This window comes from Streptomyces sp. NPDC002776 (genome assembly GCF_053592195.1).
In genome coordinates this window covers 189,635-203,107 of the sequence record NZ_JBSFVG010000006.1, presented here as the reverse complement: position 1 = coordinate 203,107, position 13,473 = coordinate 189,635, and the positions used below count along the sequence as shown (strand labels likewise).

The 13,473-nt window shown below is 72.2% G+C and carries 10 protein-coding genes; 3 read left to right on the top strand and 7 right to left on the bottom strand.

Annotated features, from left to right (window positions below):
• Positions 1-5: 5 nt before the first annotated feature.
• Genes ACWD11_RS15110 through ACWD11_RS15090 form a run of 5 tightly spaced genes read right to left on the bottom strand, consistent with a single transcriptional unit; the run spans position 6 to position 7,111 of the window.
• Positions 6-1,139, bottom strand: coding sequence for an acyl-CoA dehydrogenase family protein (locus tag ACWD11_RS15110; RefSeq protein WP_451283341.1), 1,134 nt, complete (start codon positions 1,137-1,139; stop codon positions 6-8).
• 57 nt (positions 1,140-1,196) lie between these two features.
• Entirely contained in the window at positions 1,197-3,041 is a 1,845-nt protein-coding gene (locus ACWD11_RS15105; RefSeq protein ID WP_451283339.1) for an ATP-binding protein, read from the bottom strand.
• 10 nt (positions 3,042-3,051) lie between these two features.
• Complete coding sequence (locus tag ACWD11_RS15100; RefSeq protein ID WP_451283337.1) at positions 3,052-4,650, bottom strand: acyl-CoA carboxylase subunit beta; 1,599 nt, start codon at positions 4,648-4,650, stop codon at positions 3,052-3,054.
• The gene (locus ACWD11_RS15095; protein ID WP_451283335.1) at positions 4,647-6,320 is read right to left on the bottom strand and encodes an acyclic terpene utilization AtuA family protein; all 1,674 of its coding nucleotides are present in this window, start codon (positions 6,318-6,320) and stop codon (positions 4,647-4,649) included. The genes ACWD11_RS15100 and ACWD11_RS15095 overlap by 4 nt, the downstream gene beginning before the upstream one ends.
• A complete protein-coding gene (locus ACWD11_RS15090) occupies positions 6,317-7,111 on the bottom strand; it encodes a TIGR03084 family metal-binding protein (protein WP_451283333.1) in 795 nt (264 codons plus the stop codon). Before ACWD11_RS15090 ends, ACWD11_RS15095 begins: the two co-directional genes overlap by 4 nt.
• 120 nt (positions 7,112-7,231) lie before the next feature.
• Here ACWD11_RS15090 and ACWD11_RS15085 point away from each other — a divergent pair, with 120 nt between their 5' ends.
• Positions 7,232-8,080: a helix-turn-helix domain-containing protein gene (locus ACWD11_RS15085; RefSeq protein WP_389418150.1), complete on the top strand. Its 849-nt coding sequence runs from the start codon at positions 7,232-7,234 to the stop codon at positions 8,078-8,080.
• Positions 8,040-8,318: a DUF397 domain-containing protein gene (locus ACWD11_RS15080; protein WP_451283331.1), complete on the top strand. Its 279-nt coding sequence runs from the start codon at positions 8,040-8,042 to the stop codon at positions 8,316-8,318. The genes ACWD11_RS15085 and ACWD11_RS15080 overlap by 41 nt, the downstream gene beginning before the upstream one ends.
• An 11-nt stretch (positions 8,319-8,329) precedes the next feature.
• Here ACWD11_RS15080 and ACWD11_RS15075 read toward each other — a convergent pair whose 3' ends face one another.
• Entirely contained in the window at positions 8,330-9,268 is a 939-nt protein-coding gene (locus ACWD11_RS15075; protein WP_389418148.1) for an EamA family transporter, read from the bottom strand.
• 81 nt (positions 9,269-9,349) lie between these two features.
• A complete protein-coding gene (locus ACWD11_RS15070; RefSeq protein WP_451283329.1) occupies positions 9,350-12,223 on the bottom strand; it encodes an FAD-binding and (Fe-S)-binding domain-containing protein in 2,874 nt (957 codons plus the stop codon).
• 79 nt (positions 12,224-12,302) lie between these two features.
• Between ACWD11_RS15070 and serC the strand changes: the two genes are divergently transcribed.
• Positions 12,303-13,421: a phosphoserine transaminase gene (serC, locus tag ACWD11_RS15065; protein ID WP_389418146.1), complete on the top strand. Its 1,119-nt coding sequence runs from the start codon at positions 12,303-12,305 to the stop codon at positions 13,419-13,421.
• Positions 13,422-13,473: the final 52 nt, after the last annotated feature.

Below are 13,473 nucleotides of genomic sequence, written 5' to 3'. Positions count from 1 at the left end.
ACGGCCTAGTACGACTTGGGCAGGCCCAGGGTCTGGTGGGAGACGTAGTTGAGGATCATCTCCCGGCTCACCGGGGCGATACGGGCCACGCGCGCGGCGGTGATCAGGGACGCAAGTCCGAACTCGCGCGTGAGGCCGTTCCCGCCGAGCGTGTGCACGGCCTGGTCGACCGCCTTCACACAGGCTTCCCCGGCCGCGTACTTGGCCATGTTGGCGGCCTCCCCGGCCCCCATGTCGTCCCCGGTGTCGTACAGATGGGCCGCCTTCTGCATCATCAGGCGGGCCAGTTCCAGCTCGATGTGCGCCTGCGCGAGGGGGTGCGCGATGGCCTGGTGGGAGCCGATCGGGGCCTTCCATACGGTGCGGTCGCGGGCGTACGCAATCGCTTGCGCGAGGGCGTAGCGGCCCATGCCGATCGCGAACGCGGCGGTCATGACGCGCTCGGGGTTGAGACCGGCGAACAGCTGGAGGAGTCCCGCGTCCTCGTCGCCGACGAGCGCGTCGGCGGGCAGCCGTACGTCGTCCAGGGTCAGCTCGAACTGCTTCTCGGCGGCGTTGAGTTCCATGTCGATCTGCCGCCGCTGGAAGCCTTCGGCGTCGCGCGGGACGATGAACAGGCAGGGCTTGAGATGGCCGGTGCGGGCGTCCTCGGTGCGGCCGACGATGAGGGTCGCGTCCGCGATGTCGACGCCGGAGATGAAGACCTTGCGGCCGGTGAGCAGCCAGTCGGTGCCGTCCCGGCGGGCGGTGGTGGTGATGCGGTGGCTGTTGGAACCGGCGTCGGGTTCGGTGATGCCGAAGGCCATGGTGCGGGTGCCGTCGGCGAGGGCGGGGAGCCACTCCTGTTTTTGGGCGTCTGTTCCGAAACGGGCGATCACTGTGCCGCAGATGGCGGGGGAGACGACCATCATGAGGAGAGGGCAGCCTGCTGCGCCGAGTTCTTCGAGGACTATGGAGAGTTCGGCGATTCCGCCGCCGCCACCGCCGTATGCCTCCGGCAGGTTGACGCCGAGATAGCCGAGTTTGGCTGCCTCTTTCCAGAGAGCTTCCCGGTCGAAATTGCGGCCGTGGCGTTTGCCGAGGGAGGCTACGGCTGATCGGAGGGCCTTGTGTTCTTCGGATTCGAGAGTGGGGTGCATGGGGCTCCTTCCCGGGTGCGGGTCTTGTGTGGTTGCTCGCGCAGTTCCCCGCGCCCCTCAGGTCGGATCCACGACCGCCAGCAGAGCGCCCACCGTCACCTGTTGGCCGCGCACTGCCTGCAAGGCCGTCAGCGTTCCCGTGACCGGTGCTGTGATCTTGTGTTCCATCTTCATCGCCTCCAGCCACAACAGGGGCTCTCCGGCCTGTACGGCCGCTCCTACGGCCAGTCCCTCCGCGACGCGGACGACCGTGCCCGGCATGGGGGCGAGGAGGGAGCCCGGGGCGAGCTGGGCCGTGGGATCGGGGAAGCGGGGCAGGGGTTTCAGGGCCGTGTTGTTGACGTACAGGGCGTCGCCGTAGCGCGCCACCTCGAACCTGCGCTGTACGCCGTCCGCTTCGAGTACGACCAGGCCCGCGCTCGCCTGTACGACGCGTACGCCGTCCGCCTCCAGGCCCGCCCTGGTGTGGCGGTAGCGGACCTCGTGCTCCTCGCCCGCCATGGCGTAGCGCTTGATCTGCGGCTGGGAGGGCACGTTGCGCCAGCCGCCGAAGCGGGAGCCCGTGCGGTGGGCGTCGGCCAGGGCCGCGGCCAGGGGGGCGTGCGGGTCGGGGGCGGGGTCGGTGAGGGCGGGGAGGTGGCGGTCGTAGAAGCCGGTGTTCATCCGGGCCGTGGTGAACTCCTCGTGGCGCAGGGAGCGGACGAGGAGGTCGCGGTTGGTGACCGGGCCGTGGATCGTGGCCCTCTCCAGGGCGCCCGCGAGCTTGCGCAACGCGCCCGCGCGGGTGGGGGCGTGGGCGATCAGCTTGGCGAGCATCGGGTCGTAGTGGACGCCGATCTCGTCGCCGTCGCCGTAGCCGCTGTCCAGGCGCACGCCGTCGGGGACGGCGAGCCGGTGCAGGGTGCCGGTCTGCGGGGCCCAGTCGCGGGCCGGGTCCTCGGCGTAGAGGCGGGCCTCGATCGCGTGGCCACGCGCGCGTGGGGGCTCGCCGTCGAGGCGCTGCCCCTCGGCGACGCTCAGTTGCAGGGCGACCAGGTCGACGCCGAACACGGCTTCCGTCACGGGGTGTTCGACCTGGAGGCGGGTGTTCATCTCCAGGAAGTGCGCGGTGTCGTCGGCGACGAGGAACTCGACGGTGCCCGCGCCGACGTAGCGGACGGCACGCGCGGCGCGTACGGCCAGCGCGCGCAGCTCTTCTTCGAGCCGGTCCGGGAGGCCGGGTGCCGGTGCCTCCTCGACGACCTTTTGGTGGCGGCGCTGGAGGGAGCAGTCGCGGGTGCCCAGCGCCCACACCGTGCCGTGCGTGTCCGCGAGCACCTGCACCTCGACGTGCCGGCCGTGCTCCACATAGGGCTCGACGAAGACCTCGCCGTCGCCGAAGGCGCTGGTGGCCTCCGCGCGGGCGGCCTCCAGGGCGGCGTCGAGTTCGTCGAGGCGGCGCACGATGCGCATCCCGCGTCCCCCGCCGCCCGCGGCGGCCTTCACGAGGACCGGCAGGTCGCCCGACGTGACCTCGCCCAGCGGCGCGAGGCCCATCAGCTCCTTCGCGCGGGTCTTGGAGGCCATCGCCTCGATGGCCTCCGGCGGCGGCCCGATCCAGATCAGGCCCGCGTCCAGCACGGCACGCGCGAAGCCGGCGTTCTCGGAGAGGAAGCCGTAGCCGGGGTGCACGGCGTCCGCGCCGGCCGCGACGGCGGCCTTCACGATCAGATCGCCGCGCAGATACGTCTCGGCGGGCGTCGCCCCCGGCAGCCGTACCGCGGTGTCGGCCACGCGCGTGTGCAGGGCGTTGTCGTCGGCGCCCGAGTGCACGGCGACGGTCCGGATCCCCATCTCGTGGCAGGTGCGGAAGACCCGGCAGGCGATCTCGCCCCGGTTGGCGACGAGTACAGAAGTGATCACTGCTGATCCCTCACATCCGGAAGACGCCGAAGCCACCGCGGGCGCCCTCGTAGGGCGCCGTGTGGACGGCGGACAGGCACAGGCCGAGCACGGTGCGGGTGTCGCGCGGGTCGATGACGCCGTCGTCGTAGAGCCGCCCGGACAGGAACATGGGCAGCGACTCGGATTCGATCTGCTGCTCCACCATGGCCCGCAGGGCCGCGTCCCCCTCGTCGTCGTACGGCAGCCCCTTGGCGGCCGCCGACTGGCGGGCGACGATCGACAGGACGCCGGCGAGCTGCTGGGGCCCCATGACGGCCGACTTGGCGCTGGGCCAGGCGAACAGGAAGCGCGGATCGTAGGCCCGCCCGCACATGCCGTAGTGCCCGGCGCCGTAGGAGGCCCCCATGAGCACGGACAGGTGCGGGACGCGGGAGTTGGACACCGCGTTGATCATCATCGCGCCGTGCTTGATGATCCCGCCCTGCTCGTACTCCTTGCCGACCATGTAGCCGGTGGTGTTGTGCAGGAAGAGGAGCGGGATGTCCCGCTGGTTCGCCAGCTGGATGAACTGGGCGGCCTTCTGCGACTCCGCGCTGAACAGCACGCCCTGGGCGTTGGCGAGGATGCCGACCGGGTAACCGTGCAGCCGCGCCCACCCGGTGGCCAGGCTCGTCCCGTACAGCGGCTTGAACTCGTCGAAGTCGGAGCCGTCGACGATCCGGGCGATGACCTCACACGGGTCGAAGGGCGTGCGCAGGTCGCCCGGGACGATGCCGAGCAGTTCCTCGGCGTCGTACTTGGGCGGCTCGGCCGGCCCCGGATCCGGGTACGCCTTGCGGTGGTTGAGCCGGGCGACGACCCGGCGCGCCTGCCGCAGCGCGTCCCGCTCGTCCACGGCGAAGTAGTCGGCGAGCCCCGACACGCGCGCGTGCATCTCGGCGCCGCCCAGCGACTCGTCGTCGCTCTCCTCACCGGTGGCCATCTTGACCAGCGGGGGCCCGCCGAGGAACACCTTGGCGCGCTCCTTGACCATGATCACGTGGTCGGACATGCCGGGGACGTAGGCGCCGCCCGCGGTGGAGTTGCCGAAGACGACGGCGACGGTGGGGATCCCGGCGGCGGACAGCCGGGTCAGGTCCCGGAAGATGGCCCCGCCGGGGATGAAGATCTCCTTCTGGGACGGGAGGTCGGCCCCGCCGGACTCCACCAGGCTGATGCAGGGCAGCCGGTTGGCGAGCGCGATGTCGTTGGCGCGCAGGGCCTTCTTCAGCGACCAGGGGTTGCTGGCACCCCCGCGCACGGTCGGATCGTTGGCGGTGATCAGGCACTCCACGCCCTCGACGACCCCGATGCCGGTGACGAGGGAGGCGCCGACGGCGTAGTCGCTCCCCCAGGCGGCCAGCGGGGACAGCTCCAGGAAGGGCGTGTCGGGATCGAGCAGCAGCTCGATGCGCTCCCGCGCGAGGAGCTTGCCGCGCTTGCGGTGCCGTTCGACGTACTTCTCGCCGCCGCCCGCGAGGGCCTTGGCGTGCTCGGCGTCGAGGTCGGCGAGCTTGGCGAGCATGGCCTCGCGGTGGGCCCGGTAGTCGCCGCCCCGGGGATCGAGGGCTGTGCTGAGAACCGTCACAGAAAGGCCTCCGGTATGTCCACGTGGCGGGAGCGCAGCCACTCGCCGAGCGCCTTGGCCTGCGGGTCGAAACGGTGCTGGGCGGCGACTCCGGCGCCGAGGATGCCCTCGACGACGAAGTTCAGGGCGCGCAGTGCGGGGAGCGGGTGGCGGCGGACGGGCAGCTCCGCGCACTCGGGGAGCAGGTCCCGGAACCGGTCGACGGTCAGCTCGTGCGCGAGCCAGCGCCAGGCCTCGTCGGTGCGGACCCACACGCCCACGTTGGCGTTGCCGCCCTTGTCGCCGCTGCGGGCCCCGGCGACGAGGCCGAGCGGGGCGCGGGTACGGGGGCCGGGCGCCGGCGGTTCGGGAAGCGCGGGCTCCGGCAGGTCGTCCAGTACGCGGGTGTCCTGGGGCGGCGCCACAGGGATCCGCCGGCCGTCATGGAGGACGGCCACATGTGCGGCGGCGCCATGGGGGACGTACGCATCCTCGAAGACCCCATAGGGAGCGCCCTTTCCGGGTGGTGCGAGCACATGGAACCCGGGGTAGCTGGCGAGGGCGAGTTCGATGGCGGCCCCGCTGAGCGCCCGCCCGACGGCCGCCTGGTCCGGGTCCCGGACGACGAGCCGGAGCAGGGCGCTGGCCGTCTCCTCGGTCGGGGCGTCGGCCCGGTCGGTACGGACGAGTTCCCACCGGGTCTCGGCGGGCGGCGACTTGGCGAGCGCGTCGGTCAGCTGCGCCCGCACCAGCTCGGCCTTGGCTTCGATGTCGAGGCCGGTGAGCACGAAGACGACCTCGTTGCGGAACCCGCCGAGCCGGTTGACGCCGACCTTGAGGGTGGGCGGCGGGGCCTCGCCGCGCACCGGGCCGATACGGACGCGGTCGGGGCCGTCCTGGGCGAGCCGGACGGTGTCCAGCCGGGCGGTGACGTCGGGCCCGGCGTACCGGGCACCGGAGGTCTCGTAGAGGAGCTGGGCGGTGACGGTGCCGATGTCGACGAAGCCGCCCGTGCCCGGGTGCTTGGTGATGACGGCGGTGCCGTCCGCGTGGATCTCGGCGAGCGGGAAGCCGGGCCGGCGGAGGTCCCGGCCCTGGAAGAAGGCGTAGTTCCCGCCGGTGGCCTGCGCCCCGCACTCCAGCACGTGTCCGGCGACGACGGCGCCCGCGAGCCGGTCGTGGTCCGTGGGGGTCCAGCCGAAGTGGGCGGCAGCGGGCCCGGTGACCAGGGCCGCGTCGGTGACCCGTCCGGTGACGACGACGTCGGCGCCCTCCCGGAGGCAGGCGGCGATGCCGAAGCCGCCGAGGTAGGCGTGCGCGGCGAGGCTGCCGGGGTGGGCGGCGGTGAGGTCGTCGCCCTCGACGTGGGCGACCCGCACGGGGATGCCGAGCCGGTCGGCCAGTTCCCGTACGGCGGCGGCGAGTCCGGCGGGGTTGAGCCCACCGGCGTTGGTGACGATCCGCACGCCCCGCTCGTGGGCGAGCCCGAGGCACTCCTCCAGTTGCCGCAGGAAGGTGCGCGCGTATCCGGCGCCGGGGTCCTTGAGCCGGTCGCGTCCCAGGATGAGCATGGTCAGCTCGGCGAGGTAGTCGCCGGTGAGGACGTCGAGTTCACCGCCGGTGAGCATCTCGCGCATGGCGTCGAAACGGTCGCCGTAGAACCCGGAGGCGTTGCCGATACGGAGGGTCACGTGACGTCTCCCCCGGGCTCCCGATCGGCACCGGGCGGCCCGGCGAAGGCCTGGGCGATGTCCAGCCACCGCTCGGCGTCCTCCCCCTCGGCCCGCACCGCCAGGTCGGCCCGGTGGGCACGCCGGGTGACCAGCAGGCAGAAGTCGTGGGCGGGGCCGGTGACACGCTGGGGGGCGCCTTCGGGGCCGTAACCCCACACCTCACCGCTCGGCGCGGCGAGTTCGACGCGGAATTCTTCGACCGGCGGGGTGAGTCCGCGGATCGCGAAGGCGTAGTCGCGGGCGCGCACACCGATGCGGGCCACATGCCGGAGGCGGTCGGTGGGTGTGCGCACCACACCCAACGCGTCCGCCACGTCCTGGCCGTGGGCCCAGGTCTCCATCAGACGGGCGCTCGCCATGGAGGCGGCGGCCATGGGCGGGCCGTACCAGGGGAAACGGGCACCGGCGGGGGCGGCGTGCAGGGCGTCGTCCAGGGCCTTACGTCCGGTGCGCCACGCGGCGAGAATCTCGGCGGGCGGCTTCTTCGCCCCCTCCTCGGCGCCCTCGTCGACGAAGGTCTCGGGCGCGGCGAGCGCCTTCTCGACCTCCTTGGCGAAGGCGTCGGCGTCGGTGACGGCGAGCAGGGCGGCGTGATCGGTCCAGGCGAGGTGAGCGATCTGGTGGGCGACGGTCCAACGCGGGGCGGGCGTGGCGAGGGACCACTGGTCCGGGCTCAACTCGGCTACCAGCCGGTCGAGTTCATCGGTCTCTGCACGCAGGTCGTCGAACACGGGGGTCGGGTCGGCCATGGGGCTGAGCATGGCAGCGGGCCCGGAATCAATCAAGCGTGCTTGCATGATTTCTTTTCCCGCAAGTCCCGTACCTGTGCGCACCCTTGTGGCTACTCTCAGTGATTGGAGGTGGTCGCTGTGTCCAACATCCGGCAACTTGATCCGAGCGCGTCGCCCCTGGACTACTACGGCTACGAGCTGCGGCGGTCACGGGAGGCGGCGGGGCTGACGCTGGCGCAGCTGGGGTCGATCGTGTTCTGTACGGGGTCGTTGATCGGGCAGATCGAGACGGCGCTGAAGGTTCCGCAGCGGGAGTTCTCCGAGCGGGTGGATGCGGCGCTGGGGACGGGCGGGACGTTTTCGCGGCTCGTGGGGTTGGTTCTGCGGAGCCAGTTGCCTAGTTGGTTTCAGCCGTATGCGGAGATGGAGGCGAAGGCGACCTTCATCTCTTCGTTCCAGGCACAGTTGGTGGACGGCCTTCTTCAAACGAAGGCGTACGCCCGCGCAGTGCTGGGTGCGCGGGACGAGGGCGATCTCGACGGCAAGGTGGCAGCCCGACTGGACCGGCAACGGGTCCTGGAGCGGGAGCATCCGCCCGTGCTGTGGGTCGTGTTGAGCGAGGCGGTACTGCACCAGGAGATCGGCAGCCGGGAAGTCATGCGCGAGCAACTGGCGCACCTGCTGGCCATGCAGAAGCGCCGATGGCTGGAGATCCAGGTGCTGCCGTTCGAAGCCGGGGCACACACGGGGCTGATGGGTTCGTTCAACCTTCTTCGCTTCGACAAGGACCCCGACATCGTCTACACCGAGGACTTCGTCCAGGGGCACATGACGGCCAATCCTGAAGCGCTCAAGGAGGGTTCGGTCCGTTACGATCATCTGCAGGCGGCCGCCCTCTCCGTGGACGACTCGGCGGCCCTGATCGCCCGCGTGATGGAGGAACGGTATGGAACTGAACCTGAACCTGACGGGCGCGACCTGGCGTAAGTCTTCTTACAGCGGGGATACAGGGGGCCAGTGCATCGAGTGCGCCCCCCTCGGCACCGCCACCTGGCGCAAGTCGTCGTCCAGCGGCAGCACCGGAGGCGATTGCCTCGAAGTCGCCGACCTCGTCCCCCACATAGCGATCCGCGACTCCAAGAACCCCGCCCACGGAACTCTCACCGTCACCCCGAAGACCTTCACCACCTTCGTGACGGCAACCGCCGACGGCGCCTTCGGCTGATCCGAACGGGTTCAGGCCTCGGGCGCCACCGCTGGCGTCTTCGCCCTCCCCCGCCCCACCTGTGTCCGTACCGCGCCCATGCTTGCCGCGATGACCAGGGCGATGGCGATCGCCTCCGTCGTGGCGAGGGCCTGGTCGAGGATGAAGAAGCCGGCCGTCGCCGCGATGGCCGGTTCCAGGCTCATCAGGATGGCGAAGGTGGAGGCGGGAAGGCGTCGTAGCGCCAGGAGTTCGAGGGTGTAGGGGAGCACCGAGGACAGGATCGCCACCGCCGCTCCCAGTGCGATCGTCATCGGCTCCAGGAGCTTCCCGCCCGACTCCACCACTCCCAGCGGCAGGAACAGCACCGCCGCCACCACCATCGCCAGCGCGAGTCCATCCGCCTGCGGGAACCGTCGGCCCGTACGGGCGCTGAAGACGATGTACGCCGCCCACATGGCCCCGGCGCCCAGGGCGTAGGCCACGCCCACGGGGTCCAGGCTGCTGAAGCCTCCCCCGCCGAGAAGGAAGACGCCCGCGAGCGCCAGACCGGCCCAGATGAGGTTCACCGCCCGGCGGGAGGCCAGCACCGACAGCGCCAGCGGGCCCAGCACCTCCAGCGTCACCGCGGGGCCCAACGGGATCCGGGCCACCGCCTGGTAGAAGAGGCCGTTCATCGCGGCCATGGTGATGCCGAAGACGACGACCGTCCCCCAGTCGGTGCGGGAGTGGCCGCGCACGCGCGGGCGGCAGATCAGCAGCAGGACCACCGCCGCCACCGCCAGCCGCAGCGTCACCACGCCCAGCGCGCCCGCCCTCGGCATCAGGGTCACCGCGAGGGCGCCGCCGAACTGGACCGAGATCCCCCCGGCGAAGACCAGCCCGACCGGACCGAGGGAACCCCCGCGGCGCGGCGCACCGGCCGGGGCGGGGGCGGCAGAGGCGGCGGTGGTCGGCGCTGGCGAGGTCACGGGCAGTCCTGGAGGCTCGGGTATCGTTCATCGTGCTGTACTGCTGAGTCCAGGGTAGTGGACCATGTCAGGTGTGTGAAGCTAATTAGATACTGACCCCTGGTCCAGCCCTTCCGCCAGCAGCTCCGCCAGATGCCGGCCCCGCACCCCCGCCAGCTGTTCCAGCTGGGTCCGGCAGGAGAACCCGTCCGCCAGGACCACCGCCCCCTCCGGGGCCTGCCGCACGGCCGGCAGCAGCTGGTCCTCCGCGCAGGCCGCCGACACCTCGGCGTGGCCCTTCTCGAAGCCGAAGTTGCCCGCGAGGCCGCAGCAGCCGCCGCTCAGTTCGCCGGCGAGCAGCGCGGCTTCCCGCAGGCGGCGGTCGGCCGCGTCCCCGAGGACCGCGTGCTGGTGGCAGTGGGTCTGGCCGGTGACCGGGCGGTCCAGCCGCGGCGGGGTCCACTCCGGGGCCAGGCGTTCCAGCGCCTCCGCGAAGGTCAGGACCTGGCCCGCCAGAGCGGCCGCCCGTGGGTCGTCGTGCAGCAGCTCCGGCAGATCCGCGCGCAGGGCCGCCGCGCAGCTCGGCTCCAGGACCACCAGCGGGACCCCGGCCGCGAGTACCGGTTCCAGCAGGTCCAGCGTGGTGCGCAGCACCGTACGGGCGCGGTCCAGCTGGCCCGTGGAGAGGTATGTCAGCCCGCAGCACACCCTCCCCCGGCGCCCCGCGCCGAGCAGCGGCACCGCCCACCGCGTACGGCCGTCCCCCACCGGCCGCCCTCGCATCCGCAGGGTCGGCGGCAGCGCCACCCGCAGCCCCGCCGCCTCCAGCACCCTCACCGCCGCCCGTCCGACGGCAGGCGAGAGATGCTCGGTGAAGGTGTCCGGCCACAGGACCACCAGCGGCCTGTCAGCACCCGCGGACGGTCTGCGCCGCCACCACGCGCTGAGCGTCTGCGGGGCGACCCGGGGGATCTCCCGCTCCGCCGCCACCCCGCCGAGCCGCTTGCCCACCGACGCCAACACCCCCACGCCCGCCAGCGCGTTGACCACCCGCGCCGCCCGCAGCCGCGCCACCCAGCGCAGCCACACCGGCAGCCGGCCCATCGTGTAGTGGGCCATCGGGCGCCGCCGCCCGGCGTAGTGGTGGTGCAGGAACTCCGCCTTGTACGTGGCCATGTCCACCCCGACCGGGCAGTCGGAGCGGCAGCCCTTGCAGGACAGGCACAGATCGAGCGCGTCGCGGACCTCCGTCGAGCGCCAGCCGTCGGTGACGACCTCGCCCGCGAGCATCTCGTGCAGCAGCCGGGCCCGCCCGCGCGTGGAGTGCTCCTCCTCGCCCGTCGCGCGGAAGGAGGGACACATGACGGCGGGGCCGGTCGCCGCGGCCGTACGGCATTTGGCGACGCCGACGCAGCGGCGTACGGCGGCGGCGAAGTCACCTGCGTCCGCGGGGTAGCCGAAGGCCACGTCGACGGGTTCGCGGGGCAGCACGGAGAAGCGCAGGCCCGAGTCCAGGGGGGCCGGGCGGACCAGCATGCCGGGGTTCAGCAGCCCGTCCGGGTCCCACACCTCCTTCGCGCGCTCGAACAGGCCGACCATCCGCTCGCCGTACATCCGCGGCAGCAGCTCGGCCCGCGCCTGTCCGTCCCCGTGCTCGCCGGACAGCGACCCGCCGTGCGCCACGACCAGGTCGGCGAGTTCCTCCGAGAAGCGCCGGAAGCGCCCGATGCCCGCCTCGGTGAGCAGGTCGAAGTCGATCCGGACGTGGATGCAGCCGTCCCCGAAGTGGCCGTACGGCGTGCCGCGCAGTCCGTGCTCGGTCAGCAGGGCGCGGAAGTCGCGCAGATACGGTCCCAGTCGCGCCGGTGGCACCGCGCAGTCCTCCCAGCCGGGCCATGCCTCGCTGCCGTCGGGCATCCGGGTCGCCGTACCGCTCGCGTCCTCGCGGATGCGCCACAGGGCCCGCTGCCCGGCCGGGTCCGTGACGACCACGCCGTCCACGGCGTCGGCGGCGCGCACGATTCTCTCCGCACGCGCGCGTGCCTCCTCGGGCGACTCCCCGCCCGTCTCCACGAACAGCCAGGCGCCGCCCCGGGGCAGCGTGACCGCCGAGGGCACCAGGTCCGCGGCCATGCCCTCCACCGTCAGCGGGCCGTACGGCAGCAGCCCCGCCGCCGCCTCGGCCGCCGCCGTCTCGTGCGCGTATCCCAGGACCGCGAGGGCACGCGCGGGTGGCGCCGCCACGAGGTCCACGACCGCCTCGGTCAGCACCCCGAGCGTGCCCTCGGAGCCGCAGAAGGAACGGGCCACGTCGGCGCCGTTCTCCGGCAGCAGCGCGTCCAGGGCGTAGCCGGAGATGCGGCGGGGCAGCTCCGGGAACCCGGTGCGCAGCAGGGCGAGTTCACCGTCCACCAGGCCGCGCAGCCCGTCCGGCGCCCCGGACCAGTCCCGGCCGAGCCGCAGCCGCCGCCCGCGCGCGGTGACGACGTCCAGCTCGCGCACGCTGTCCGCGGTCGTCCCCCAGGCCACCGAGTGCGCGCCGCAGGAGTTGTTCCCGATCATGCCGCCGAGCGTGCAGCGGCTGTGGGTGGAGGGGTCGGGGCCGAAGCGCAGGCCGTGCGGCGCGGCGGCCTCCTGGAGCCGGTCGAGGACAAGACCCGGCTGGACGACGGCAGTACGGCTCTCGGGGTCGAGGGAGACCAGACGGTTCAGGTGCCGCGTGAAGTCCAGCACGACGCCGGTCCCGGTGGCCTGTCCGGCGATGGAGGTGCCGCCGCCGCGGGGGACGACGGGGACGGCGTGGGCGCGGCAGACCTCCAGCACGGCGGCCACGTCGTCGGCGTCGCGGGGTGCGACCACGCCGAGCGGGACGCGCCGGTAGTTGGACGCGTCCATGGTGACGAGCGCGCGAGCGGTGGCGCCGAAACCGACGTCACCCCGGACGACCTTGCGCAGTTCGGCCTCTAGATCCGTCATGCGTCCACTCAACCAGCGAAACGTCTCAGCCGACGGACTGCATTTCGCCCCGGTTTCCCCCAGCCGCTAACCTCACCCCGTGGCTGAGATCCAGATTCCCTCTGACATCAAGCCCGCGGACGGACGTTTCGGCGCGGGCCCCTCCAAGGTGCGGACGGAGGCGCTGGACGCCCTCGCCGCGACCGGCACCTCCCTGCTGGGCACCTCTCACCGCCAGGCCCCGGTCAAGAACCTGGTCGGCCAGGTCCGTGCGGGCATCGGCGAGCTGTTCCAGCTCCCGGACGGCTACGAGGTCGTCCTCGGCAACGGCGGCTCGACCGCGTTCTGGGACATCGCCACCCACGGCCTGATCGAGAACAAGTCGCAGCACCTCACCTTCGGTGAGTTCAGCTCGAAGTTCGCCAAGGCCGCGAAGCTCGCCCCCTGGCTGGCCGAGCCGACCGTCATCGCGAGCGACCCCGGCACGCACCCGGAGCCGCGGGCCGAGGCGGGCGTCGACGTCTACGCGTACACCCACAACGAGACCTCCACCGGTGTCGCCGCCCCCATCAAGCGGGTGGCCGGTGCCGACGAGGGCGCGCTCGTCCTGGTCGACGCCACCTCGGGCGCCGGCGGTCTGCCCGTCGACATCGCCGAGACGGACGTCTACTACTTCGCCCCGCAGAAGTCCTTCGCCTCCGACGGCGGCCTGTGGATCGGCGTCTTCTCCCCGGCCGCGATCGAGCGCGCCGAGCGCGTCCACGCGTCCGGCCGGCACGTCCCGGAGTTCTTCAGCCTGCCGACGGCGATCGACAACTCCCGCAAGAACCAGACGTACAACACCCCGGCCCTCGCCACCCTCTTCCTGCTGAACCAGCAGCTGGAGTGGATCAACGGCCAGGGTGGTCTCGCCTGGTCCACGGCGCGTACGAAGGACTCCTCGACCCGGCTGTACGGCTGGGCGGAGGAGAGCAAGCACGCGACCCCGTTCGTCACGGACCCGGCCAAGCGCTCGCAGGTCATCGGCACGATCGACTTCTCCGACGAGATCGACGCCGCCGCCGTCGCCAAGGTGCTGCGCGCCAACGGCATCGTGGACACCGAGCCCTACCGCAAGCTCGGCCGCAACCAGCTCCGCATCGCCATGTTCCCGGCGATCGACCCGGCGGACGTCGAGGCGCTGACGAAGTGCGTCGACTACGTGATCGAGAAGCTGTAAGCAGTTTCCGTACGGCAGTGCAGGGCGCCCGGCGAACACCGCCGGGCGCCCT